This window comes from Desulfovibrio sp. 7SRBS1 (assembly GCF_049723905.1).
GTDB lineage: Bacteria > Desulfobacterota > Desulfovibrionia > Desulfovibrionales > Desulfovibrionaceae.
Genome location: NZ_JBJKFD010000001.1, coordinates 1,920,737 through 1,943,735, shown reverse-complemented (window position 1 = coordinate 1,943,735; position 22,999 = coordinate 1,920,737). Strand labels below are relative to the sequence as shown.

Sequence of the window (22,999 nt, the reverse complement as noted above, 5' to 3'; positions counted from 1 at the left end):
AGAGAGGAGGTGTCTCATGTTGAAGGATCTGGTAGAGTACATAGCCAAGTCTCTGGTGGATAGCCCCGATGATGTCGAAGTCTCGGAGATCGAAGGCGAACAGACGTCCGTCATCGAGCTCAAGGTTGCCAAGGAAGACCTGGGCAAGGTCATTGGAAAGCAGGGACGCACCGCGCGTGCCATGCGTACCATCCTCGGTGCCGCTTCGACCAAGGTCAAGAAGCGCTCTGTGCTGGAGATTCTTGAGTAATCAGCACGTTGTATGAAGAAGAGCGGACTTGTCGCCGTAGGTGAACTGGGCAAACCGCACGGTTTGAGAGGGGAGGTCTGCGTGGTCAATCACGCCGACTCCCCTACCCTCTATTCACAGGTGGACAAAATCTATCTGGCGAGCGGTAACGCCCGACCTCGGGCTGTTACCGTAGAGGGCCAGCGCCCCCACAAAGGACGTGTGTTGCTCAAACTGAAGGGCATCGACGGACGCGACCAGGCCGAGGCTTGGCGTGGGGCTACGCTTATGGTGCGCCGGAAAGATCTCCCGGAAACCGATCCGGACGAGATTTACTGGCACGACCTGTTCGGCATGGATGTTTACCTGCCCGACGGGGAACACCTTGGCGAGCTTTCCCGTATTGAGGCCATGCCCCACGAAGTTTGGATCATCACCACGCCCAAGGGTGAGGAAATCCTTTTTGCCGCACATCCCGACAATGTAGAAGATATCGATCTGGAAGCGAACCGGGCTGTCATTGATCCGCCGCCCGGCCTTTTGGAATTGTATCTGGATGGTGAAGGCGACGATGCCGTCCCCGATGAGAATGTTGCCGGCGAGGGTACTGCCGACGTGGATTCTATCGACACGGACACTGCCGTCGAGACCGCTTCCGAAAAGAATGTTGCCAACAACTGAGAGTATTGATCTCGGTTTGTAAATCCATCAAGGCCCCTGGAAGAAGATTCTTCCAGGGGCCTTGATGGATTTTGGCGGAGCGTATTGTATGCGCTCGGCTCTTGCATGCGGGACGTGATGAACAGAACCCGGCTTTGCAATTGGGGGCAGCTGTTTTAGGAGTCGCGTTGGCTTTTCAAACCAGAGCAAATGCGTTTTTTCCACCGACGCTGGGCCATCTGGAACATTCGGGACATCTGGGCCATCTGGGACGTCTGGGAGGTGGCCTATCTTTTTTCCTTTTCTTCGATGATGTCCTGTATGGCCTGGGATATTTGTGTTACTTCGGCCTGCGCGGTTGTAACTTCATGCTGTGCGCTCTCCACTTCGGCCTGCGCAGCCATTTTTTGCGTTTCATCCGTATCGGCATCATTCAGCTTGGCCATTGCCTCAGCAAGCTTTTCTTGGACTTTTTGCAACTTCTCCTGGGCTTTTTCAAGCTGCTTGCGAAGTCTTTCAATAAGTTCTTCCTTTGTAGTCTTTTCGTCCTCGGCCCCCTCTGCCTTCTTCGCACCGGCGGCTGACTTCTTTTCCCCGTCTGCTTCGGACGCGCCCGCTGTACCATCGGCCGCATTGCTCAAGCCGCTGGACTCACCGTTTTTAGCCTGTTCATCGGTGGTTCCCATGCTTTGCGAATCGTCTTTTTTGGATTCGGCATACAGGGTCCTGGCCTGCTGGGAAATGCGGACAGTGTCGCCCGCTTCTGCGGAAACGCTGGTGTAGCCGGGCCACTCGCCGCCTTCTTCAGTCGGGAGCTTGCTTATCTTGGCGGTATAGTCTTTTTCTATGGAGCCAAATATATTGGAAGCGGGAGCAAGTCCGAATTCCATGATGTACCTACCGAGGATGAAATTTGTTATACCATAGCTGTTTATATATATCGGTTGGAGCGTGGTTTTTCTTTACCATATTTTTATCAGCAAAAGTGTTGTCATACGGAACAGAGCAGGCTTGTCCTTGCCCGAATTGTCCCCTGCACGTACAATTGGTGAATGGAGAAAAGCACGTATCCTTCTATTCTGGTTCGCAGCGCCCTCAATTTGAGCATCCCCTGTATGCTGGCGTCCTTTTTTTCGCTGTCCGTGCTCAACGAGTTCAGACCCCTTATCATCCGGATAACACACGATGATGTCGTCTGGCCGATGCTGCTCATCGCCTTTGGCAACGGGCTGCTTATCGCAACTGTGGCGGCACTGGTCAAAAAGTATCTGCGGCGTAAGCAATTGCGCGGGCACAAGCTGCTTCTGAGCAGCGTCCTCATAGAACACCAGGATGTCAAGGCAGCATGGCTGGTGGGATTCGGCTGTGGCGTTTTGTCCATCGTCCTGATCATATCGAGCGCGGGACTACTTGTTTTGACGCTGTTCACGGTCTGGATGGTGCGGTTCCACATCCGGCGTTTCGGCATGAGCGCCGTGGAACTTCTGCGCCCGGAAAATACGCCCACATGGGACGACATCGGACGACTTTCGTATATCTATCTGCTGCTGGTCACGGCCTTCACGCTCATCAATGCCAGTCTGGACATGAGCTGCGAATATCTTAACTTTCCTCGTCCGTTCCTCTTTACCCATGGGCCGGGACTGCTTATAGACTCGTTGTATTTTACCGTGGTGCTTCTTACCACGGTGGGGTTCGGCGATATCCACGCCATGACCGCCGTGGGCAAAGTATTTGTAACTTTTGAATGTCTTATCGGGTACGTCATATTCGCACTGCTCATCGGTATTGTTACCGGAGGAGTGACGAGGGGACGTGATTAGGTGGACGTGACAGGGATAAGGACTAGGCGTACATCACTCCTGGCCGAATCTCGGGATTCCTCCGAGCCAAGCTCCAATAAATGGTAACTTATGATTGAAGGAGAAGATTATGCGTAGCGTTCGTTCTCTTTTGTTTGTTTTGTTTTTGGCCTGCCTTACTTTGGCGGCTGTTCCTGCCCAGGCCGGGAAATTGAAAGTCAGTGTATCCATCATTCCGCAGGTCTATTTTGTCAAAGCCATTGGCGGTGATCTGGTCGACGTCAGCGCCATGGTCGCGCCCGGCGCCAGCCCGGCAACCTACGAGCCCAAGCCCGCGCAGATGACTTCCCTGGCAGAAAGCGACCTTTACTTTTCCATTGGCGTGCCGTTCGAGTCCGCTTGGCTTGAGCGTTTTCGCAAGGCCGCGCCTCATACGCATTTTGTCGCCATGCAGGAAGATATCCGCCGCATGGCCATGGGGAAACATCATCACGATGGCGACGAGGACCACGACCACGCCGAACACGGGGACATGCACCATGAACACGAACATGCCATGCCCGATCCCCATGTATGGCTGGCCCCGCCCCTGGTGCGGATCATGGCCGAAACCACGCGCGACGCCCTTATTGCTGCCGATCCGTCAAACGCAGCCGCCTACCATGCCGGGTATGTCTCGCTGTGCCGGGAAATCAACCATGTGGACAGTGACATCCTGACCATCATGGATCAGGCCGGAGCAGCCGGGAAAACGTTTTTTATTTTCCATCCTTCCTTCGGCTACTTTGCCAAGGCCTACGGTCTGCACCAGCAGGCGGTGGAAGCCGGTGGCAAGGCCCCTGGTCCGCGCGATCTGGCCCGGTTGATCACTCTGGCCAAGGAAAAGAACGTCAAAGTGATCTTTGTTTCGCCCCAGTTTTCCAAGCGTAGCGCCAAGACCATTGCCGATGCCATTGGTGGAACCGTCCAGGTGGCCGACCCCCTGGCTGCGGACTGGCCCGCCAACCTGCGCACCATTGCCAAGGCGTTTTCCCAAGGAGCTTCCAAATAATGGAGCAGTCGCGGACAGACCGTCCCACGGTTATCTCTCTTGAAAACGTCACCTTTGGGTACAACGGTCCCGTTGCGTTGGAGGACGTAAGCCTTGAGGTGCGGCAGGGGGATTTCCTGGCGGTCATCGGTCCCAACGGGGGGGGCAAGACCACCATGCTGAAACTCATGGCCGGTCTGCTGTCCCCCCGCTCCGGCACGGTCCGCGTGCTTGGCGTTGCTCCCGGACATGCCGCCCGGGACATAGGGTACGTGCCGCAACATGTAAATGTTACACCGGGTTTTCCCATCTCTGTGTTGGATACGGTACTGCTGGGGCTGGTCGGCCCCGGGCGGAGCGGCCTGCGGCGGGGGTGGCGTTTTGATGCCAAGGAAAGGGAACTGGCGCGCAATGCCCTGGACCAAGTGGATCTGGCAGGGGCCGATAAGCACCAGATGTCCGACCTTTCGGGCGGGCAGAAGCAGCGTGTGTTGATTGCGCGCGCCCTGGTAGGCCAGCCCAAGATACTATTGATGGACGAACCCACGGCCAATGTGGACCCGCACGGCAAGTTCTGCCTGTACGAACTGTTGGCCGAGCTTGCCTCGGTGCGCACCGTGGTGGCGGTAAGCCACGACGTAAGCCTGCTGAGCATGCGGGTGAGCTGCGTTGCCTGCGTGAACCGGCAGCTGGCTTTCAGCCCCACCCCGGAACTTACCCCGGAAATGACCGCACTGATTTACGGCACGCACGACAAATCGTGCGGGATCATGCCTTTTTTGCGTACCGTGGAAGACCATTTCGCAGCTCCGGGGCGGGTACCCGGAGCAGGAAAAAATACATGACGGATATTCTCTCTTTTGCCTTTATTCAGAACGCCTTGCTGGCCAGCCTGCTGGCGGCCGTCGCCTGTGGGGTGATTGGCACCCTGGTGGTGGTCAACCGCATGGTTTTCCTGGCCGGTGGGGTTGCCCATGCCGCGTACGGCGGAGTGGGGCTGGCTTTCTTTTTCGGGCTTCCGGTACTGCCCTGCGCCCTTGGTTTTACAGCGGTGGCCTCATCCTGCATGAGCTGGGCAACCGTGCGCCGTTCCGATCGGAGCGACACCATCATAGGCCTTATGTGGGCCGCGGGCATGGCCTTTGGCATCATCCTGCTGGACCTTACGCCCGGCTACAATGTGGACCTGATGAGCTTTCTGTTCGGCTCCATCCTGGCCGTGCCTGCGGGCGACCTGTGGATTATGGCGGGGCTGGATGTCTTTACCCTGATGGTGGTTCTGAACTACTACAACGCCTTTCTTTCCATGTCCTTCGACCGCGAATTTGCCAGGGCGCGCGGCATTCCCGTGACTTTTCTGCATTTTCTGCTGCCGCTGCTCATCAGCCTGTCCATCGTTATGATCATCCGGGTGGTGGGCCTTATTCTGGTTATCGCACTGCTTACGGTGCCCGCCTATCTGGCCGAACGGTGGTCCAAATCCCTGGGCATGATGATGCTTTGGGCCACGCTCCTGAATCTTGTCTTCTGCCTGGGCGGGCTGGCTGCCTCGTACTGGTTCAACCTCACGTCCGGGGCAACGATCATCGCTTTTGCCGTGGTCTTTTTCTGCCTGGCACTGCTGGCGGAAAAGGTCGTGGGAGTTGCGAAACAGGGCTAGGCCGCTGGAACGCCCGGAACGTTACAGCCCCAGAACAACGATCTTCTTTTGCTCCGGGTCCCAGAAAATCTGGCTGTTGTAGATGGGAGACACCACGGGAAGGCTCTGTCCCGCGGCCTTGATGCGCGTGCCGGGATGGATGGTGCCTGGAACGCGGATTTTGATGCGGTGCAGCTCCAGAAGAGCCTTTTCCGCAAGTTCGGCCAGGGTACGTCCCACCTGACGGTGGCGGGTTCGCGTCAGGTCGCGTAGGGCAATGAGTTTTTCAACGGCCTGCCGTCTGTCCGGCGGGGTCTTGCGCAGAATTTTGCGCGAGTCCTCTTCCTCGCCCAAGGCAATGTCCAGCTTTTTCAGCCGCGCGGCCAATTCGCGTTTTTCCTTTATCAGGGGGCGTGTCTGCTTGTCTTCGCGGCTTATTGCCAGCACCGTGTTCACGCCCATGGGCGTGCCTATCTCGTAAGCTTCTATGCCTTCGCCTGAAACAATGGTTCCCCCGCGTATCTTGCCGCGGTCCTCGCTGAGCACGACCTTGCCACCAGCCCGGACCAGGCTGGCTGTGATGTTGCTTGCCATAATCACTTCTCCGCCAGCCACAATGCGGGCGTTGTTGGCGAATTGGGCCATGACGTTGCCGCGTGCGGCCACACCGCCGCCTTTTTTCATCAGCAGCCCGCCGCCTACTTCCACACTGCCGCCGGCCTTGATGAGCGCGTTTTCCACCACGCCTTCCACCAGGACGTTTTCCGGAGCGCTGACCATGAAGCTGGTCCGCACCGTACCGGCAATGCGCACCGATCCTCTGGGCACGCGGATGTTGCCGGTGTTGAAGTCCACGTCGCCGTTTACTTCCAGCAGTTCGGAAATGCTGATGACGTCATTTTCCCGCAAAACAAGGCCGTCCATCCTGGCCCGAAAACGGATGACGGGCTCCTGAAATTCCTCTTGGCCTTCTTCGCTTTGGGGCAGCTTTTCCTTGATGGCCTCCACGCCGCGTCCCGGAGTAACCCGCAGGGGGGTGCCGTTGCGGGCCGGGATGGGCGCGCCATGCACGTCCAGCCCTGGTTTGCCTTTGGTGGGCGGGTGCAAGCGGGCAATGTCGGTTCCGTCGGTGGCAGAAGGGGAGAAGCCTCGGTCGCGATAGTCGATGCGGCCTCCCTTCACCTTGGTTCCCGTTAGGCTGCGCTGGGCAATCAGCATTTCCAGCTTCCCATCCTGGCCGTGCACGGGCCGGATGCCGCGCACCAGAACCACATTTTCCACGGGGCGGCCCGATTTGGCAGCCTTTTTAAGCGCCTTTTGAATTTCTTCGTGCAGCGGCTTGATCGCAACCTTCATGCCCTTGAGCATCTCTTCGATGCGCTCGGTCGTGATGGGTTCGTCCAGAAAATCTTTCGGGTACAGGGTGCCTATCACCTCCACCTTGCCCGGCGAGGTGCCCAGCAACATCTGCACGGCGAGTTTGTTCGCCTTCAGCACCGGCAATCCGTAGAACAAGGCGTGCACTTCGTTTGTTTCGGGATTGACGTAGCAGCCCACGTCTTCACTGGTTTCGATTTCGCGGGGCGGGTCGGGCCGGTTGGGGGAAATGGGCTCGCCGTCTATGCCCATGCCAATTTCCGGCGCGCGTGAGGCCACAAGGGTGCCTATGACCTGTCCGGGAAAGGCGGGAAAGTCCCAGTTGCCGTTTGGGGTGATGCGGGCGTCGCGGGCGTTGACCGGCTTTTTCCCCTGGGCAATGACCAGGGTTTTGACACTCTTGCCCGCCTGAAGGCGTTCGATGGCTTCAAGCGCATTATCTTTGATGAGGGGAGCCCGCACACCGGATTCGCGCAGCATGCGCTCCAGGGATTTCAGGCAGAGGGGGGCGCCGCCATCGGTTTCCGGAGTGTACCGGCTTATACCTACCTTGATGCCGTCTTTGGAGCCGCAAAAACGGACATGGGCATCAACCACTGCCGGAGCCTGGGCTTCCGGAGTGCTGGCGGGCAGGTTTGTTTCGTTGTCTGCCATGGTGACCTAAAGGGCTGCTGAAAAATGTACGATAGCGGCGTTAGTTTGGAAAACTCAACCCCTCGCGTATATAAGAATACGCGTCGGTCTTGCGTTTCCCTCCTGCCTTGCTTTCGCACCTTTTTGAGCAGCCCGTGAAGATTGCAGAAAAAGGTACGGTAGCTTCATATTGTCACAATCCCCTCAAATGAGAAAATACTCTATGATGGTGCGCATGTAAAACAAACTAGAAGGCGCTGAAAAAGGCGCGATAGCGGTGTTGGTTCGGAAAACTCAAACCTTTTTGAGCCGTCTGCTCAAAGAGAACTGTGGAATCGGCCTGTGTATGGCAATCTCTGGGAGACAGAATTCTTAGGAAGCGTCACAACAAGCTGACAATGCAAGATTTTCAGCTTTCGCACATCACCCCATATTGAATTCGTTATCCAGCATGGCCATGGCCATCTGGCGTTCGCGGCCAAAGCGGGACGTTACAGCGTTTTGAACGCTCTTCGTGGAGCTGCCAAACTGTCCGGCGCGCAGGTCGTAGACCTTGTCTATGAGCTGCTTGAACATGCCTTCGCCCGTGCCAGCGTCGGTCTGGCCTTGTGCGTCGCCGAGCATGGTCAGGGCTTTTTCGAAAATGGAGGAGGCGCCACCCGCGCCGTGCTGTATGGCTGTGGAAAAGAGGACTTCCTTGACCGCGGGGGGAATGGATCCTTCGTCCATGCCCATGGCGGTAAGGACTTTTTCAAGGGCGGGCTGGTAGTGGCTGCCCTGCACGAATTCGTTTTGAAGCTTGGAAAAGGTTTCGGGGTTGGACTTGGCTATCTCCCGCCATGCGTCGGGCATGCCACCCGTGGTGGAGCCGGTGTTGGCTGGGCCTGCTGAGGCCAGTTTCCCGGCCCATTCCGGGTTTTTGTCGCTGAGAAAATGGATGAAGTCCTTGACCACGCCCTGGGTGGAAGACATCTGGAACAGGCCGTAGGAGGTGCCGCCCATGCGGTCGTAGCCGATGGCTCCGGCATCGGAGCTGGATTCGAATTGTTCGGCAAGCTGCCCCAGTATTTCTCCCAGCCCCTTGGCTCCGGCACCGGCTGTCTGCTGTGTGCCGCCGCCTGGGGTGTCGGATTTTTGGCTGTCGGTTTCGCCCGGAGCTTGCGCGGCCTGCGCAGGCTGGGCTGTCTGTTCGGGTTGGGCCGCCTGCTGCATCTGGGTGAGGGTGGTCATCAGCATGTTCATCTGCAGTTTGTCCAGGGACATTCCGGACATGCCCATGCCGCCGAACAGGCCGTCGTTCCCGCCGTTGTTCAGCCCGCCGGAACCCAGCTCCAGGGCCTTGTTGACCATGGAAAGTTCCAGGCCTTCGCTCAGATTGGCCAGGGTTTTGGCAAAGTCCTGGCCCGCCCCCATGCCCGTGTTGAGCATGTTGGGCATGCCCGAGCCCATACCATTGGCCTGTCGGTTTTCCGTCAGGTTCTGTATTGTTTGAATGGCTTGGCTAATGCCTGAAATACTTGGATTAAATACCATTGGCACACCTCGTTTGCATTGCGGCTGACTGTATGCATGCAAGTGATGTGCCTATGTTTTTTGGGCAGCTGAAAAGGGGGCGTTACCTTCGTTGCTTCGGAAAACGCACGTCCTCGCGTATGGAAGAATACGCGTCGGCCCTGCGTTTCCCTCGCGTCTCGTTTCCGCACCCTTTTGAGCTGCCCGTACAATTGGGGAGTGTAACTATTATAAAAGGCAGATGGGATCCGTAAGCGCCTATCAAGATGCTTCTTTAATGGTACACGGATTCAAATTCTTTGAATCACAATACGACAGGCTGGTAAGAACGGTATGAGAGCAAGGCGTGAGGAGCAATCAAGGACGACGCGTATTCTTATATACGCGAGGAATTGATTGGTTCGAACCAACGCCGCTATCATGCCTCCCACGCCCCCTGAACTAGAAGTTGTAGCCTATCGCCATCAAAATCTTCTCATCCCACTTCACCTTTCCGGAAGCTGGTTTGTTGTTCCAATCGTAGTTGTACTGCAGCGCGGTATAGAGCTTTTCCGTAAACGGGAACTTGAGGCCGGTCTTTGTCTGCCAGATGTATTCGTCGGAGTGCTCCAGGCTCAGGAAGCCATTCTGGGAGTGAAATATCTGCACATATTTTTTGTATATCCACCAGCTGAAGTCCACTTTCCACTGTCCGGCTGTATAGTCGCGGTCCTGCCTCTGGTCATAATCCTCGGACACGTAGGCCGGGCCCGCCTGTACGGTCAGGTTTATTCGGTCGTTCTTGAGAATATCATAACCAAGGCCGAGACCAACAGAGGAACGCAGGTCCAAATCCTGAAATTCGTCGTGTTTGAACTGGGCATTGGCGTTGAGGAACAGCCGCTGTGTCAGGTAGCGGTCGTAGCCCGGTTCCACGCGCCAGTTGTAGGCGTTGCGCGAGCCGCTGTCTTCGCCCCAGTTGAATTCGCCGGAGAGATTGTAGCGGTTTTTGTTCTTTTGCACGGACGCGCCACCCTGAAAACCGACATTGGCCTTGTTGGTATTGCCCGATTGTTTGTTGAAGCCCAGCGAAATTCCGCCTTTGACTTCCCATTCGTGGCAGGGCGTGTTGATGGCCGCAATCTTGGAAGCGTCCAGATTGTGCCATGCATCGTTTTTGGGTTTGATCGTCACATGCCCCGGAGTATCGGCAACAGCGGGGCCGCTGAGTTCGGTCTTGTCCTTGAGGTAGACATCCAGGGACTTTTCGCTTTCCAGGCTGTCTATCTGATCCCATTGTATCTTGATGGTTCCGGCGTAGGGCGTGGCAAGCTGCAGCACGCCTTTTTCCATTTTGACCACCTCGCCGCTGAGGCGGTCGCCGTTTTTCATATGGACCATTGCCGCGTCGGCCGAGGCGGCAATGCCAAGAACGACGGAAAATATCAGTAGAAATAAGACCTTGCGCAATTTGTCTCTCCCCAACGTTGCTGAAATACTATTTCAAAAGCATACGCAACGTCTGCCGTATTGCAAGAGTGGCGGGGGTTTGGACGGTATGTTGCCGAATATCCCATTAAAGAGGGTAAAGATATTCTCCCTCCGGCCGATCAGAGGGAAAGAAAAGATCGCAGGAGTAGTGAAGTGAAAGGTGCAGGAAACCTGGAACATATCGCAGAACTCAGCCTTTCGCTTGGTCGGGCTTACGGCCTCCGGGGGCGCGATCTTGAAGACTTACGCCTTTGCGCGACGTTTCACGATGTCGGCAAGGTCACGGTTCCGGGGAGCATATTGCTCAAACCCGGGCCGCTCACGGAAGGGGAGTGGGTTCTCATGCGCCGCCACACTTGGCATGGGGCCCATATACTCCAGGCCGGACAGGTATCCGCGCAAGCCAGTCTTGTCGCCCTGACCCACCACGAAAAGTGGGATGGCAGCGGATACCCGTTCGGCCTGCACTCCGGTTTCATTCCCCTGTTTTCCCGCATTGTCTCCATAGCAGACGTGTACGACGCCCTTGTCAGCAAGCGGTCGTACAAGCCTGCTTTTTCCCGTCGCGAAAGCCTCTGCATTCTCTGCTCCCAACGCAAAAAATCCTTTGATCCTCTGCTGCTTGATCTGTTCGTGGCTTTGCTTTCCACTTTGCCTGCCGAATCTACCATGCATTAACAATGGGTGTTTGAAAGATCTGTTCGCGGTTACCTTTGCGGCCATATTGTTTTCATCTTTTGCTTTTTCATCATTGCAGCCCGCCCCACAAGTTAAGGAAATTCGACAGCCAATCTCAGATGTTGAAATTTCCCCCAATATGCTCCGATTGTATTTCGTGGATTCTTGAAATGGAGAGACCTGCCGCTCTACGGTATGTGCATTTCTCCGTATCCATTTGAAATCTAAGTACTTATCGACATCAACGCTTCTTTGCCCCCTCCGTACAAGACCTACCCGCGAAAAAATTTGCAACACGTTGAAAAAACATCTTGACCTAGAGTTCGCTCTAGGTCGTATAGTTCGTCCGAATCGATTCAGCCCAGAGAAAAGGAACACATACAATGACTATCGGCGAAGTCGCAAACATATTGGGAATCAGCGTACACACGCTCAGGTATTACGAGAAGATCGGACTCATCCGGCAGGTCGACCGGGTTTCCGGGAAGCGCAGGTATTCAAAGGCCAATGTGGTATGGCTGGAATTCATCCAGCGCCTGAAACGTACCCGCATGCCGTTGGAAAAGATCCGGCAGTATGCAGATCTGTGGCACATGGGGGATTCCTCCATTCCCCAGAGAAAGGACATGCTGCTGGCCCATCAGCAGCAGCTTCTGGAGGAGATGGAGGTGCTGCAGGGCCACCTGGATTTCCTGAATAAAAAAATCGACCTCTACGAAACGCGAGAAAAAAGTGGCGGATCTTTGCCACGCCTGGATGAGGCCTGCCCCACATGGCTGCGGACCCCGCCCGAAGGAGATTAGGAGATAAATGTTGAAAGATGTTGATACAGCACCACTGTCGTCGTGGTGCATGCTTTTATTTGCCGTATCCGTCGGTGCCCTGGTTGCCGACCTTTACTATGCCCAGCCGCTCTTGGCGGATATTGCCCACAGCCTGCATACCAGCATCGAACGGACGGGATATCTCGTGACAGCCGTTCAGCTCGGCTATGCCCTGGGCGTCCTTTTCATTGTCCCTTTGGGGGACCATAAAAACAAACGGGCCATGGTCACAGCCATGCTGTCGATCTGCGCTCTGTCCCTGCTGGCTGCTGCGGCCAGTCCCACATTTGCCGTATTGGCGGTGGTCAGCATCGTCACCGGTATCACCTCCAGCGCAACCATGGTGATCATTCCCTACGTGGCATCCCATTCCGATGAAAGCGTCCGGGGACGCAGGGTCGGACAGATCATGACCGGCCTTTTGCTGGGCATACTTTTGGCCCGGACTGTTTCCGGGTACGTCGCCCATCTCTTGAACTGGCGCTGGATGTACGTGATTGCAGCAGCCGTGATCATAGTGCTTGCAGCGGGGTTGCGTCGTGCCATGGTGCCGGACAAGGTCAAGCCAGAAGGGATTCGTTACGGAGCGTTGCTCCTGTCTTTGGGCAAGCTGCTGCGGAACGAACCGGAGCTGAGGTGGCGGTCCTGGTACGCCTTGCTCGGGCTTTGCAGCTTCAGCGTCCTCTGGACCGGGCTGACCTTTCTCCTTTCCCAGCCACCCTACAGCTTCGGCACGGAAACCATCGGGTTGTTCGGGCTGATCGGGGCAGCTGGCGCATTGTCGGCCAATGTGGCGGGACGCCTGGGCGACCGGGGCCTGGCCGGGACCATGACCGGCATTTTCGCCCTGCTGCTTGTCCTGTCCTGGCTGAGTCTGACGGGGGGAAATACACTGCTTTTTCCGCTGATCGTGGGAATATTCGTCGTGGATGTTGCGGCACAGGGACTTCAGGTCACCCACCAGTCCGTGCTGTACCGCATCAGTACCCGGGCCACCTCGAGAATTACCTCCGTGTTCATCACCTCTGGGTTCGTGGGCATGTCGCTCGGATCTGCACTGGCAAGCGAGGAGTATGCACGGGCAGGATGGCATGGGGTATGCCAGGTGGGAGGAGTGACCGCAGGTCTTCTTGTTTTAAGCTGGGCCGTTCAAGCGCTGCTGAACCGGATGCGCCAGACGGACCGAAGCCTGCGTGCCTGATGGTTCTTTGGGGCCTGCTTTCCTGCAGGTCCCAAAACTGGGAATTTTTCAACTCTATGGTATAAGGAATGTTAGTGTGTAGGATATACATGAACAATTCAGTCCCCTGATATGCATGCTCCAACGGAGGGTTCCATGAGCACCGCTTCCGCTCCGCACGACGTCCAAAAGATACGTCCCGAAGAACTGCGCGACCTCTTTACCAACCGTCCGGAAAGTACATTTACCATCGTGGATGTGCGCACGGATGGGGAATACGACAAAGGTCATATCCCCGGAGCAAAGCATCTGCCCATCACCCAGCTTCCCGCGCGTTTGGGCGAGTTGAACCCGGATTTGGACACCATTTTTCATTGCCACAGCGGAGTGCGCTCCCGCAGGGCGGCAGACATGGCTTTGCAGTCCGGGCTGTTTTCCGGGCAAATTTACGACTTTGGCGCGGGTATTGTGGGTTGGAACGGGGATACCCTGCCCAGGAAGCCGCCGCTCAAGGATTTCTTCGACCCGGACGACACTCCGGAAGCGGCTCTGCGCAAGGGCATAGAGCTGGAAAAGGGGGCGTGGAATTTTTACAACGGCCTGCTGAAAGGCGGGCCGCAAAAAGAAGTGCAAACGGACGAGCAGCTTGGCAAACCTGTCTGCAGCCTGCTGGACCGGCTTGTCCGGGCCAAACACCAGCAGGCGCTTACCTTGTACAATGAACTGCGGAACGAAGCCGATGGTGAGCTTGCGGATTTTGAAGACTATTTTCGGGATGTCCGGGGGGAGATGCTGCAAAGCGGCGATCCGGTCTATTTTCTGTCCCAATGGGCCAGCGTGTCCCGCCTCGATTGCCTGAACTCGGCGGAGGTGGCTCTGGAACTGGAATACCGGGCCTATGATTTGTACAAGAACATGGCCTCGGCCTGCCCCAGGCCGCAGGTGGAAAAGGCATTCACCATGCTGGCCCACGAGCAGCGGGAGATCATTGCCGAAATTCAGGACTTCATGGACGTACAGGCCTGAGCAGACCGGGAGAGGGAATCAATTTTTTGCGGGCAGCAGTTTCTCGCGTTCCAGAATGCGCATCAGTTCCATGCAGTCCGCAGCCATAAAGTCCGCGCCTGCTTTCAGGAAGACGGCATGTTCCTTGCGCCCGCTGCACACTCCAGCCCCCATGGTTCCGGCGCGCTTGCCGCCCAATACGTCCATGGGATGGTCGCCCACCATCAGGGCGCTTTGCGGCGATACGCCAAGGCGCTCCAGCGCGGCCTGCACATGGCCTGGATGCGGTTTTACCTCGGCCACGTCTTCGCGCGCCAGCAGGCATTCGCAATATGTGTCGATATCCGGGAAAACGGCCTTGACCGCAGGCGTGCAGTTGCGAGTCACCACGCCAATCTTCACGCCGCGCTCCCGAAGGTCGACCAGCATGGGGCGGGTAAAGGAAAACAATTCGCCCCGGCGGGCCCCGGCCAGTTCCATATCCATTATCAGGAAACGACAGCGGGTGTTGAATTCCATGCCCGTGTCTTCACCCAGCTCGTCGGCAACGGCGCGGGTAAGCACCTCCACCCACTCCAGGGCGGGCATGCCGTCCACCTGGGGAAAATTATCTATATAATTGGATGCCATGGCGCCCAGGCGACGTTTCATGTCGTTGAAGTCCAGGGTCAGCACGGCAAGGGTGCCGTCAAAGTCGAAAATGATGGATTGAATGCGTTGCGGTGTGGTCATAGAGGCAGAAATGCGGGATTCGGACCGGTTCGTCAAGGGACTTCACTGTGGCCGACTTCAATGGGGGGGACTTCAATGGGCTTCGGCCCGGCTGGTGGCTGGGACATTTTTCCGGATGGGCAAAGCAAACAGGCCGCCTTCGCAGGGAAGACGGCCCGGGTGTCTGCATTGTACGGAAAAGCCGGAGAGTGATCAGCCGCCGAGGTAGGCTTTTTTGACTTCCGGATCGTCCATAAGGGTGTTGCTCGGTCCTTCGGCCACGATTTCACCGGTATCGATGACATAGCCGCGGTGGGCGAACTTGAGGGCGAGGTTGGCGTTCTGTTCCACCAGCAGGATGGTCATGCCTTCCTCGTTCAGTGCCTTGAGTGTGCGGAACATGTCGTACATGAGCAGGGGAGCCAGCCCCATGGACGGTTCGTCCAGCATGATGAAGTCTGCACCGGACATCAGGGCGCGTCCCACGGCCAGCATCTGCTGTTCACCGCCGGAAAGGGATTCGGAACGCTGTTTGCGGCGCTCCGCCAGCCGGGGGAAAAGGGAGAAGACACGTTCGTAGTCCCGCTTGATTTCTTCCTGGCTGTTTTTGCGTGCGTAGGTGGCAATGGTGAGGTTTTCCTCAACCGTCAGGTTGCCGAAGATATGGCGGCCTTCGGGCACCAGGGCCAGATGCAGGTCCGAGACGATCTTGTCCGCCGACGTGCCTACGATGGAGTCTCCGTTGTAGCGGATATCCCCCTGAATGATTTTGGGAGCTTCCGGTGGCGGCAACTGGGCGATGGACATCAGCGTGGTGGATTTGCCCGCGCCGTTGGCGCCGATAAGGGTGACGATTTCCCCCCGGTCCACGGTAAAGGAAATGCCGTGCAACGCCTCGATGTTGCCGTATTTGACGTAAAGGTTTTCTATTTCAAGCAGCTTGCTCATATGTTGTCATCTCCCAGGTAGGCCTTGATGACTGTGGGGTTCGACTGGATGTCCTCGGCCGTGCCTTCGGCAATGGTCGAGCCGAAGTCGATAACCTTGATCCACTGGCACAGGGAGGTGACGACCTTCATCTGGTGCTCGATCATCAGGATTGTGATGTCGTAGTTTTCGTGAATCCATCCCACCAGTTTGATGAGGTCTTCCACGTCGGCCGAGTTCAGCCCTGCGGCGGGTTCGTCCAAAAGCAGCAGCTTGGGACGGATGGACATGGCGCGAGCAATTTCCACCCGGCGCTGCAGTCCGTACGGCAGGTTCTTGGGCAGTTCCTGGGCGTAATCCTTCAGGTCCATTGCTTCGAGCAGCTCGTTGGCAATGTCCAGGATGCGCTTTTCACATTCGCGGAAGCGTTTGCCGCGGATGATGGAATCCCACATATGGTATCCCAGGCGGTAGTGCTGGGAGACGCGGATGTTGTCCAGCACGGTCATGTCGTGCCAGAGACGGATGTTCTGAAAGGTCCTGGCGACGCCCAGCGACGTGACCTGATGGGGACGCATTTTTGCCGTGGGGTGGCCATCGAGTTTGATGACGCCCTCGGTGGGCTGGTAAAAGCCGGAAATGAGGTTGAAGATGGTTGTCTTTCCGGCGCCGTTGGGACCGATGAGCCCCATCAGTTCGCCGCCCTTCATTTCCAGGTTGAAGTCGGAAACCGCCAGAAGCCCGCCGAAGCGCTGTGACATGCTGTCGATAGTGAGTAGCGACATGACAAGCTCCTTATTTAAAGGTGTAGTATTTTTTCAGTCCGGGGAACACGTCGGAAAGCTCCTTGTTCCCCATGATGCCCTCGGGCCGAAATTGCATGATCAACACCAGCAGCAGCGGAATAATGATCCACTTGATGACGCCGGCCGATGGCTCCCAGTCCGGGAAGATGAGTGTGGCCGGAGACAGCAGAAAGCCGATGATGGCCTGCGAACGCAGCACTTCCATGAGGCCCGTGAACAGCACGGCGGAAATGACCGCGCCGGAGAGCGACCCCATGCCGCCCAGGTAGACCATAACCATGGCTTCCGTGGACTTGAGGATGTTGAAGGACTGCGGGTTGACGTAGCCCACGATGTGGGCGAACAAGCCGCCCGCCACGCCTGCAAGCCCGGCAGACAGCATGAAGTTGAGCATTTTCACCTTGTTGGTGTTCACACTCATTATTTCCGCCGCGGTTTCGTCCTGGCAGATGGCGTTGACGCCCTTGCCGTAGGTGGAGGTGATGAAGCGGCGGATGATCCAGATGGTGAACATGGTGAAAGCGATCACCCAGAACATCATCCAGGGAATTTCAAAGGTGTCTATCATGGCCCAGACCGTGTCCTTCATGCCCTGGAAGCCTCGCGAACCGCCGATGAACGGCATGTTCTCGATGGCGGAGATGACGATGTAGTTCACGGCAATGGTGATGATGGCCAGATAGTCGTCCCGTGTTTTGAACGAAGGGATGGAAACCAGCACGCTGAAGACCGAAGCCACCGCACCGCCTATGATGACGATGATGGGGAAGACGAACATGGCGCTGCCTTCGGGCAAAAGCGCCTCACCGAATTTGCTGCCGTAGCAGAGCACGGACAGAACCGAGGAAACGTACGCCCCCACGCACATGAAGGCGGCGTGCCCACAGGTGAATTCACCCATGTTGCCGTTAACCAGGTTCAGGCTGGTGGACATGATGATGTTGATGCCCACGAACATGATGACGGCCTGAATATAGTTGTCGAGCATTTCGTATTGGGACGTGAAAAGCAGGGCCAGGCAGCCGAGCACCAGAACGATATTGAGAGTGTATTTGCGCATTGTAATAGACTCCCTAGATCTTGGTGGATTGTGGCATGCCGAAGAGCCCGGTGGGCTTTACCCACAGGATGGCCAGCAGAATGGAGAAGGCGAACAGATCGCGGAACGTGGAGGGAAATACGGAAACCACGCCGATTTCGATAAAGCCCAGCAGGAAGCCGCCCACAAATGCGCCGCGAATGTCGCCGATGCCGCCGACGACCGCCGCAATGAATGCCTTCCAGCCGATGAGTGCGCCCATGAACGGTTCCAGAACCGGGTAGGACATGGCAAAAAGCAGTCCGGCCAGGCCCGCGAAACCGGAACCAAGAATAAATGTGAAAACAATGATTGAATCTATGGGAATGCCCATGAGCGGAATGGCGAACTTGTCGTAGGAAATGCCGCGCATGGCCATGCCGATGCGCGTTTTCGTGACGATGAAGTTCAGGAAAATGAATACCGCAATGGCGGCGAAGATGACCAGCACCTTGAGGTTGGTCACGGTAACTCCGCTGATGTTCCAAATGCTTTTTTCGAGCAGTTCGGGAAATTTCAGCCGGCTGGCACCCAAAACGGCCAGGTTGCTGTACTCAAGGATGAAACCGCACATCAGGGCGGTGATGACCACATACAGCCGGTGCGCTCCCTTGCGGCGCAGCGGACGGTAGGCGACGCGTTCCAGGAAGACGCCCACACAGGCCGTCAGGATCATGGTCAGCGGTACACACAAAATAAAGGTCAGCATCGGGGACATGTTGAACGTGGGTCCCAGAAACATGGTCGCCAGTCCGAAGGCGATGTAGGCGCCGACCATGAATATGTCGCCATGGGCGAAGTTGATAAGCCGCAGAACGCCGTACACAAGAGTGTAGCCCAGCGCTATGAGTGCGTAGAAACTTCCCCATTGCAGGGCGTTCAGTATATTTTGAATTAAGAATTCCACAGCGGTGTTTCCTCGGGGCTTTCATTTCGCGTCCGGCAGCGGGGCCGAACGCATTCGAATTGTAAACGATAATAAAAAGGCGGGGTCACCGACCCCGCCTCATCAGCAGTAGGCCGGTTTATTTTGGGCAGACGGACTGTTCGAACAGGAACTCGCCCTTGTCCGAAATCTTAACCACAACGGCGCACTTGATCGGGTCGCCCTCTTCGTTGAACTTGGACTTGCCGGTGATGCCGTCAAAGGAAGGAATGGCAGCCAGACCATCGCGGATGGCTTTACGTTCCTTGCGTGGGCTGGAGTACACTTCGCCAGCATTCTGGATGCCCTTGAGCAGCAGGCCGATGGAGTCCCAGGTAAGGGCAGCGTAGTCGGCGGGTACGTCGCCGTATGCTTCCTTGTAGCGGTCGATGAAGACCTTGGTGGGACCGGTGGCACCGGCGGCAGCGTAGTGGGTGGAGAAGAACTGGCCGTAGCAGTCTTCGCCGCACAGCTTGATCAGGTCGGGAGTACCCCAGGCGTCGGAGCCCATGAAGTGGCCCTTGTAACCGAGGTCATGCGCCTGCTGGATGATGAGGGCGACCTGGTTGTAGTTGTCGGGCACGAAGATGAAGTCGGGCTTGGCGCCGATGATCTTGGTCAGCTGGGCAGAGAAGTCCTGGTCCTTGGTGCCGTGCGATTCGAAGGCAACCACGGGGCCCAGGCCTTTGGCTTCCCAGGCCTGCTTGAAAATTTCAGCAAGTCCCTTGGAATAGTCGTTGGAGATGTCGAACAGTACGGCAGCGGTCTTGGCGCCGAACTTTTCAGCAGCAAAGTCTGCGGCAACAGGGCCCTGGAAGGGGTCCAGGAAGGCCGCACGGAAAACCCAGGGACGGTCCTTGGTGGTGTCCGGGTTGGTGGACCAGGGCGTGATCATGGGAGTGCGGTTGTCGTTGCAGGTGCCGCCGGCGGGCACAGCCTGCTTGGAGGAGTTGGGGCCGATGATGGCGACAACGTCTTCCTGTTCGATGAGCTTCAGGGCGACGTTGACGGCGGATTCGGCCTTGGACTCGTTGTCCATGTAGATGAATTCCAGGGGATACTTTTTGCCGCCGACTTCGAGACCACCCTGCGAGTTGATATCTTTAAGATACATCTCGGCAGCGTTTTTGGAGCCTTCGCCGACTTCGGGAATGTCTCCTGTCAGGGGGAGGTTGAAACCGATTTTGATGGTTTCGGAAGCAAATGCGGGTACAGCAAGGATGACACTCAAAAGAAGAGTGAGAGTCAGGGTGCTGAGTTTCTGAACAGACTTCATGCAAGTCCTCCTCAAATTAATGTTATGGCACGGGATTAAAAAATCTAGATCAAGCTATACACTTAAAATAACTGTGAAAGAAAGCGATTTTTAAAAAATACAATTTTGCAAAGCGGGTTTTTTCGGGGTTTCACGGAGCAAAAGTGAGTGGAATTAGGTTGTTGCCGAAATGAGATTTTTTTAAAATTTTTTTTATGAATTACAAAAAAGTAAAATAATTGATGCTGAACTGGGGCGAATTCAGCGTGTGGGCAGGTGTTTTCCCCCTTTGGAGGGAAGAAAAGGATCTTCCTCTCTGTGTATATCGCTTGGAAATTGTTTGAAAATGGAAGAAAAATAGTGGTTCTTTTTTTTGTCCTTTTTAAAGAAAAGTCAAAATTCATTGAGATATATGACTATTTTTAGCTGGAATAATTTTTCATTTTAAATACCAAGAGAGAAAAAATTGAATTCTTGCGTGTATCTCTTTTCAATATGATGGATACATTAATGTTAATATCTTAAGGGTGTTTATGCGGATTTCCGTGTGCCTTATGGAAAAGAGTCGTGAAAAAAGAGAACAAATAGGGGGTGTTTTTATAAAATCGCAAACGATGACTGCTTTTTTATGTTCAAATGCAGGCCATCCGCGGTGTGTATGGCGCAAAGAGCATGGTTTGCTTAATATTTTTCGAATTGCGGCAGAAAACCGATAAACGGTTTAATATCTTGGAATATTTTACTTTGTACTGTTTTCTTTGAAAGAAAACTGGCGAAATGTACTGCTGGACATCGGTTTTAAAGTGACTACAAAGACAAGTCCGTTCGGCAGATATTTTCACTTTGGGCAAGCCGTTTGGAATGCGACCGACTCTTCGGCCGCCGCCATGGCATGTCGGAAGGCCCGGCCGTTCGTTTCCTTTCCACACACCCGCAACCTCCCGGTCCATAAAATATGCCTAATTTTCTTCTCCTTGTGCTGCTGGCGGCGTTTCCTGCGCTGTCCACAGATATGTATCTGCCCGCCATTCCCGCTTTGCAGGGATTGTGGGGCATTTCCCTGGCGCAGGCCAACCTGTCGCTGGTAGTATATTTCGTTACGTTCAGCGTGTTTCTGCTGGTGCACGGTCCGCTTTCCGACCGTTGGGGACGCAAGCCCGTGTTGTATGGGGGAATCGTTCTCTTCGTGGCGGGCAGTTTCCTGTGCGCGGCTTCGGGTTCCATTGCCATGCTGGTTCTGGCCCGCATGGTTCAGGCCACGGGCGCCGCTGCAGCTTCGGCCCTTTCCATGGCCCTGGCCAAAGACATGTACGAGGGCCCCGCACGCCAGAAGCTGTTTGCCTACATGGGGGTTATCATCCCGCTGTGCCCCATGCTTGCCCCCATGCTCGGCGGATTTATGCTGAACCATCTTTCCTGGCGGTACATATTCATCTGCCAGGGGTGCGTTGCTCTTATCAGCCTGTACGGGGTGCTCCGTTTGGCCGAACCCGAATTCGAGAAAACCCGGGGCGGGTTGGTGGCAATAGCCAAAAGGTATCTGGTGCTGTTCCGCAATCGCAGCTATTTCATTTATGCCTTGTCGTTCAGCCTGATGGCTGCGGGCTTTTATGCCTTCCTGGCCGGATCGGCCAGCATCTACATCTCCGGCTTCGGCCTTACAGAACAGCAATATGGTCTGTTTTTCGGGTTCAACGCCCTCTGCCTCATGGTCGGTTCGCTGCTGTGCTCACGGCTGTGCGTGGCCTACTCCTCGCGTTTCATTCTCATGTGGGCGCTGAGCGGCATGTTTTTGGGCGGGGCGGGCATGTACATCACCAACGGCGCCACCCTCATCCAGTTCATGCTGAGCATGGGCGTGGTCTCCTTTTTTCTGGGACTCAGCCGCCCCCTGAGTGTGAACATGGTGCTGGAATTCGTGAAAACCGATGTGGGAGCCGCTTCTTCGATGCTCAACTTCGCTTTTTTCCTGTTCGGTGCCCTCTCCATGGAGGCCATTTCCATGGACTGGGGCTCCAAGGCGCGGATGATAGGCATTCTGTCCATGCTTGGCGCAATCATTCCCACGTTGGTGCTGACCCTGCGACGCCGTTCCTGAGGCCCTGCTGTCATTCCTTTGCCCAGCCGCGGATGGTTGCGATTTCCTCCTTGGGAATGCACAGGAATTCCAGAAAGGCTTGGTGATCGTCCGGTGCCTGGCGTTCGAAGGCGATATGCCAGCGCCGCATGTCCTGTTCGGAAAATCCGCTGGCCACAAGCACCTCCGTCCAACGGGCACGGCCCATGCGGACATTTTTTTCCAACTCGGGATTCTTGAGTATCTGCAGGATCAGGAGCTGCTGCTCGCGAAGCCGGGCCACCTCGTCGTTGAGGGCGACAAGCCGTTTTTCCAAGGCTTGGGCCACATCGCCTTCGGCCTCGAGTGCTGCCCGGATTTCCGCAAGCGACAGGCCGGTGCGCCGGTAGAGCAGAATCCGCTCCAACCGACGCACCTCTGAGGGACCGTACTTCCGGTAATCCCCCTCTGCCCGGCTGCAGGGGGAAAGCAGGCCGACGGAATCGTAATAGAGCAGGGTGCTCCTGCTCAGTCCGAATTTCCTGGCAAGTCTGCCCACCGTGTACGATTCCATTGCTTCTTCCCTCTTAGTGTCGCAGCATTTCGCCCTGTGCAAGGTAATGGGCCAGTTCCTTTTCCAGCCGTGCCAGATCCGCCTGCAGCTTTTCCGGAGTGAGCGCGTCCACGGCCCGGCTGCCCGACGGGGTCAATGGAGTAAAGCGCAATATCCATTGTATTCCGCATCCGATCAGCTCGTTTTGGGCCAATTCTTTTTCGGTTTCGTCCGGCTGCAGCACAATTTCCAGGGTGCGGACGTATCCGGCAGCGGAAAACGTTGTGTAGTCGATGCGCAACGGCGGTTCGTAGCGGGTGCAGACCCAGGTGGCAGGGCCGTCTCCGGGAAAGTCGGTGGTGAATACACAGCCCGCTTCCGCCACGCCGCTTTGTGAAAAGATCATGGCACACTGCCAATGTTCAATCCAATCATACTCGCGCACCGGGCAGAGCAAAGGAAAAATTTCCTCGGCTGGATGGGCAAAGTGCATGGATCTGACCGTCTTTGTCCGCTTGAATGTTTCTGTCCTGTTCATTGGGCAATCTCCCGAATTTTTGCTGGGTGAAGGTATGGAGAGACGGCTAAAGGGTGAAGCCATGGACAGGTCAAAAGTTTTTTTGAGAAATTGTGTCTGCAATAAAAAATC

General features: G+C 56.0%; 23 protein-coding genes. 11 read left to right on the top strand and 12 right to left on the bottom strand.

The window, feature by feature from the left end:
* Nucleotides 1-16: 16 nt before the first annotated feature.
* Both ACI0FJ_RS08995 and rimM read left to right on the top strand, forming a co-directional pair.
* Nucleotides 17-250 carry a KH domain-containing protein gene (locus tag ACI0FJ_RS08995; RefSeq protein ID WP_424302048.1) on the top strand — a complete coding sequence of 78 codons (234 nt, stop codon included), beginning with the start codon at nt 17-19 and terminating at the stop codon, nt 248-250.
* Between the two features lie 12 nt (nt 251-262).
* Nucleotides 263-910 (top strand): ribosome maturation factor RimM, encoded by a 648-nt coding sequence (rimM, locus tag ACI0FJ_RS08990; RefSeq protein ID WP_424302045.1) that lies wholly within the window; start codon nt 263-265, stop codon nt 908-910.
* Nucleotides 911-1,176: 266 nt separating this feature from the next.
* On the opposite strand, the gene ACI0FJ_RS08985 is transcribed toward rimM, so the two are convergent.
* The gene (locus ACI0FJ_RS08985) at nt 1,177-1,779 is read right to left on the bottom strand and encodes a hypothetical protein (protein ID WP_424302042.1); all 603 of its coding nucleotides are present in this window, start codon (nt 1,777-1,779) and stop codon (nt 1,177-1,179) included.
* A 225-nt stretch (nt 1,780-2,004) separates the two neighbouring features.
* Here ACI0FJ_RS08985 and ACI0FJ_RS08980 point away from each other — a divergent pair, with 225 nt between their 5' ends.
* From ACI0FJ_RS08980 to ACI0FJ_RS08965, 4 genes are all read left to right on the top strand, one after another.
* Nucleotides 2,005-2,712 carry a potassium channel family protein gene (locus ACI0FJ_RS08980; protein WP_424302039.1) on the top strand — a complete coding sequence of 236 codons (708 nt, stop codon included), beginning with the start codon at nt 2,005-2,007 and terminating at the stop codon, nt 2,710-2,712.
* Nucleotides 2,713-2,821: 109 nt separating this feature from the next.
* Nucleotides 2,822-3,742, top strand: coding sequence for a metal ABC transporter solute-binding protein, Zn/Mn family (locus ACI0FJ_RS08975; protein ID WP_424302036.1), 921 nt, complete (start codon nt 2,822-2,824; stop codon nt 3,740-3,742).
* A complete protein-coding gene (locus ACI0FJ_RS08970; RefSeq protein ID WP_424302033.1) occupies nt 3,742-4,566 on the top strand; it encodes a metal ABC transporter ATP-binding protein in 825 nt (274 codons plus the stop codon). Before ACI0FJ_RS08975 ends, ACI0FJ_RS08970 begins: the two co-directional genes overlap by 1 nt.
* Entirely contained in the window at nt 4,563-5,381 is an 819-nt protein-coding gene (locus ACI0FJ_RS08965) for a metal ABC transporter permease (protein ID WP_424302030.1), read from the top strand. The genes ACI0FJ_RS08970 and ACI0FJ_RS08965 overlap by 4 nt, the downstream gene beginning before the upstream one ends.
* Before the next feature lie 21 nt (nt 5,382-5,402).
* Here ACI0FJ_RS08965 and ACI0FJ_RS08960 read toward each other — a convergent pair whose 3' ends face one another.
* The 3 genes from ACI0FJ_RS08960 to ACI0FJ_RS08950 form a co-directional block, all read right to left on the bottom strand.
* Nucleotides 5,403-7,391: a FapA family protein gene (locus ACI0FJ_RS08960; RefSeq protein ID WP_424302027.1), complete on the bottom strand. Its 1,989-nt coding sequence runs from the start codon at nt 7,389-7,391 to the stop codon at nt 5,403-5,405.
* 402 nt (nt 7,392-7,793) lie between these two features.
* The gene (locus ACI0FJ_RS08955) at nt 7,794-8,903 is read right to left on the bottom strand and encodes a hypothetical protein (RefSeq protein ID WP_424302024.1); all 1,110 of its coding nucleotides are present in this window, start codon (nt 8,901-8,903) and stop codon (nt 7,794-7,796) included.
* A gap of 420 nt (nt 8,904-9,323) precedes the next feature.
* The gene (locus tag ACI0FJ_RS08950; protein ID WP_424302021.1) at nt 9,324-10,331 is read right to left on the bottom strand and encodes a DUF481 domain-containing protein; all 1,008 of its coding nucleotides are present in this window, start codon (nt 10,329-10,331) and stop codon (nt 9,324-9,326) included.
* Nucleotides 10,332-10,505: 174 nt separating this feature from the next.
* On the opposite strand from ACI0FJ_RS08950, the gene ACI0FJ_RS08945 reads away from it, so the two are divergent.
* The 4 genes from ACI0FJ_RS08945 (at nt 10,506) to ACI0FJ_RS08930 (ending at nt 14,060) form a co-directional block, all read left to right on the top strand.
* Entirely contained in the window at nt 10,506-11,030 is a 525-nt protein-coding gene (locus ACI0FJ_RS08945; RefSeq protein WP_424302018.1) for an HD-GYP domain-containing protein, read from the top strand.
* A 383-nt stretch (nt 11,031-11,413) separates the two neighbouring features.
* Nucleotides 11,414-11,833 (top strand): MerR family transcriptional regulator, encoded by a 420-nt coding sequence (locus ACI0FJ_RS08940; RefSeq protein ID WP_424302015.1) that lies wholly within the window; start codon nt 11,414-11,416, stop codon nt 11,831-11,833.
* A gap of 7 nt (nt 11,834-11,840) precedes the next feature.
* A complete protein-coding gene (locus ACI0FJ_RS08935; protein WP_424302012.1) occupies nt 11,841-13,055 on the top strand; it encodes an MFS transporter in 1,215 nt (404 codons plus the stop codon).
* A gap of 135 nt (nt 13,056-13,190) precedes the next feature.
* The gene (locus ACI0FJ_RS08930) at nt 13,191-14,060 is read left to right on the top strand and encodes a rhodanese-like domain-containing protein (RefSeq protein WP_424302010.1); all 870 of its coding nucleotides are present in this window, start codon (nt 13,191-13,193) and stop codon (nt 14,058-14,060) included.
* Between the two features lie 18 nt (nt 14,061-14,078).
* Here the strand turns inward: ACI0FJ_RS08930 and ACI0FJ_RS08925 are convergent, their stop codons facing one another.
* The 6 genes from ACI0FJ_RS08925 to ACI0FJ_RS08900 all read right to left on the bottom strand — a co-directional run bounded on the left by ACI0FJ_RS08925 (nt 14,079) and on the right by ACI0FJ_RS08900 (nt 19,762).
* Nucleotides 14,079-14,771 (bottom strand): HAD family hydrolase, encoded by a 693-nt coding sequence (locus tag ACI0FJ_RS08925; protein WP_424302007.1) that lies wholly within the window; start codon nt 14,769-14,771, stop codon nt 14,079-14,081.
* 192 nt (nt 14,772-14,963) lie between these two features.
* Nucleotides 14,964-15,698 carry an ABC transporter ATP-binding protein gene (locus ACI0FJ_RS08920; protein ID WP_424302004.1) on the bottom strand — a complete coding sequence of 245 codons (735 nt, stop codon included), beginning with the start codon at nt 15,696-15,698 and terminating at the stop codon, nt 14,964-14,966.
* Entirely contained in the window at nt 15,695-16,462 is a 768-nt protein-coding gene (locus ACI0FJ_RS08915) for an ABC transporter ATP-binding protein (protein ID WP_424302001.1), read from the bottom strand. Before ACI0FJ_RS08915 ends, ACI0FJ_RS08920 begins: the two co-directional genes overlap by 4 nt.
* Before the next feature lie 10 nt (nt 16,463-16,472).
* On the bottom strand, nt 16,473-17,543 hold the full coding sequence (locus tag ACI0FJ_RS08910) for a branched-chain amino acid ABC transporter permease (protein ID WP_424301998.1): 1,071 nt from the start codon (nt 17,541-17,543) through the stop codon (nt 16,473-16,475).
* Between the two features lie 13 nt (nt 17,544-17,556).
* Complete coding sequence (locus ACI0FJ_RS08905) at nt 17,557-18,468, bottom strand: branched-chain amino acid ABC transporter permease (RefSeq protein ID WP_424301995.1); 912 nt, start codon at nt 18,466-18,468, stop codon at nt 17,557-17,559.
* 118 nt (nt 18,469-18,586) lie between these two features.
* Complete coding sequence (locus tag ACI0FJ_RS08900) at nt 18,587-19,762, bottom strand: ABC transporter substrate-binding protein (RefSeq protein ID WP_424301993.1); 1,176 nt, start codon at nt 19,760-19,762, stop codon at nt 18,587-18,589.
* A 934-nt stretch (nt 19,763-20,696) separates the two neighbouring features.
* Between ACI0FJ_RS08900 and ACI0FJ_RS08895 the strand changes: the two genes are divergently transcribed.
* The gene (locus tag ACI0FJ_RS08895) at nt 20,697-21,839 is read left to right on the top strand and encodes a Bcr/CflA family efflux MFS transporter (RefSeq protein WP_424301990.1); all 1,143 of its coding nucleotides are present in this window, start codon (nt 20,697-20,699) and stop codon (nt 21,837-21,839) included.
* A 10-nt stretch (nt 21,840-21,849) separates the two neighbouring features.
* On the opposite strand, the gene ACI0FJ_RS08890 is transcribed toward ACI0FJ_RS08895, so the two are convergent.
* Both ACI0FJ_RS08890 and ACI0FJ_RS08885 read right to left on the bottom strand, forming a co-directional pair.
* The gene (locus tag ACI0FJ_RS08890) at nt 21,850-22,371 is read right to left on the bottom strand and encodes a MerR family transcriptional regulator (RefSeq protein ID WP_424301987.1); all 522 of its coding nucleotides are present in this window, start codon (nt 22,369-22,371) and stop codon (nt 21,850-21,852) included.
* Nucleotides 22,372-22,384: 13 nt separating this feature from the next.
* Nucleotides 22,385-22,888 carry a hypothetical protein gene (locus tag ACI0FJ_RS08885; protein ID WP_424301984.1) on the bottom strand — a complete coding sequence of 168 codons (504 nt, stop codon included), beginning with the start codon at nt 22,886-22,888 and terminating at the stop codon, nt 22,385-22,387.
* Nucleotides 22,889-22,999: the final 111 nt, after the last annotated feature.

What these genes read in the sequence shown, in the direction of transcription:
- ACI0FJ_RS08940 (WP_424302015.1), top strand. Translation starts at nt 11,414, where the DNA reads ATGACTATCGGCGAAGTCGCAAACATATTGGGAATCAGCGTACACACG.
- ACI0FJ_RS08980 (WP_424302039.1), top strand. Translation starts at nt 2,005, where the DNA reads ATGCTGGCGTCCTTTTTTTCGCTGTCCGTGCTCAACGAGTTCAGACCC.
- ACI0FJ_RS08965 (WP_424302030.1), top strand. Translation starts at nt 4,563, where the DNA reads ATGACGGATATTCTCTCTTTTGCCTTTATTCAGAACGCCTTGCTGGCC.
- ACI0FJ_RS08885 (WP_424301984.1), bottom strand. Translation starts at nt 22,888, where the DNA reads ATGAACAGGACAGAAACATTCAAGCGGACAAAGACGGTCAGATCCATG.
- ACI0FJ_RS08960 (WP_424302027.1), bottom strand. Translation starts at nt 7,391, where the DNA reads ATGGCAGACAACGAAACAAACCTGCCCGCCAGCACTCCGGAAGCCCAG.
- ACI0FJ_RS08955 (WP_424302024.1), bottom strand. Translation starts at nt 8,903, where the DNA reads ATGGTATTTAATCCAAGTATTTCAGGCATTAGCCAAGCCATTCAAACA.
- ACI0FJ_RS08910 (WP_424301998.1), bottom strand. Translation starts at nt 17,543, where the DNA reads ATGCGCAAATACACTCTCAATATCGTTCTGGTGCTCGGCTGCCTGGCC.
- ACI0FJ_RS08895 (WP_424301990.1), top strand. Translation starts at nt 20,697, where the DNA reads ATGCCTAATTTTCTTCTCCTTGTGCTGCTGGCGGCGTTTCCTGCGCTG.
- ACI0FJ_RS08900 (WP_424301993.1), bottom strand. Translation starts at nt 19,762, where the DNA reads ATGAAGTCTGTTCAGAAACTCAGCACCCTGACTCTCACTCTTCTTTTG.
- ACI0FJ_RS08930 (WP_424302010.1), top strand. Translation starts at nt 13,191, where the DNA reads ATGAGCACCGCTTCCGCTCCGCACGACGTCCAAAAGATACGTCCCGAA.
- ACI0FJ_RS08925 (WP_424302007.1), bottom strand. Translation starts at nt 14,771, where the DNA reads ATGACCACACCGCAACGCATTCAATCCATCATTTTCGACTTTGACGGC.
- ACI0FJ_RS08985 (WP_424302042.1), bottom strand. Translation starts at nt 1,779, where the DNA reads ATGGAATTCGGACTTGCTCCCGCTTCCAATATATTTGGCTCCATAGAA.
- ACI0FJ_RS08890 (WP_424301987.1), bottom strand. Translation starts at nt 22,371, where the DNA reads ATGGAATCGTACACGGTGGGCAGACTTGCCAGGAAATTCGGACTGAGC.
- ACI0FJ_RS08975 (WP_424302036.1), top strand. Translation starts at nt 2,822, where the DNA reads ATGCGTAGCGTTCGTTCTCTTTTGTTTGTTTTGTTTTTGGCCTGCCTT.
- ACI0FJ_RS08935 (WP_424302012.1), top strand. Translation starts at nt 11,841, where the DNA reads ATGTTGAAAGATGTTGATACAGCACCACTGTCGTCGTGGTGCATGCTT.
- ACI0FJ_RS08995 (WP_424302048.1), top strand. Translation starts at nt 17, where the DNA reads ATGTTGAAGGATCTGGTAGAGTACATAGCCAAGTCTCTGGTGGATAGC.
- ACI0FJ_RS08970 (WP_424302033.1), top strand. Translation starts at nt 3,742, where the DNA reads ATGGAGCAGTCGCGGACAGACCGTCCCACGGTTATCTCTCTTGAAAAC.
- rimM (WP_424302045.1), top strand. Translation starts at nt 263, where the DNA reads ATGAAGAAGAGCGGACTTGTCGCCGTAGGTGAACTGGGCAAACCGCAC.
- ACI0FJ_RS08920 (WP_424302004.1), bottom strand. Translation starts at nt 15,698, where the DNA reads ATGAGCAAGCTGCTTGAAATAGAAAACCTTTACGTCAAATACGGCAAC.
- ACI0FJ_RS08915 (WP_424302001.1), bottom strand. Translation starts at nt 16,462, where the DNA reads ATGTCGCTACTCACTATCGACAGCATGTCACAGCGCTTCGGCGGGCTT.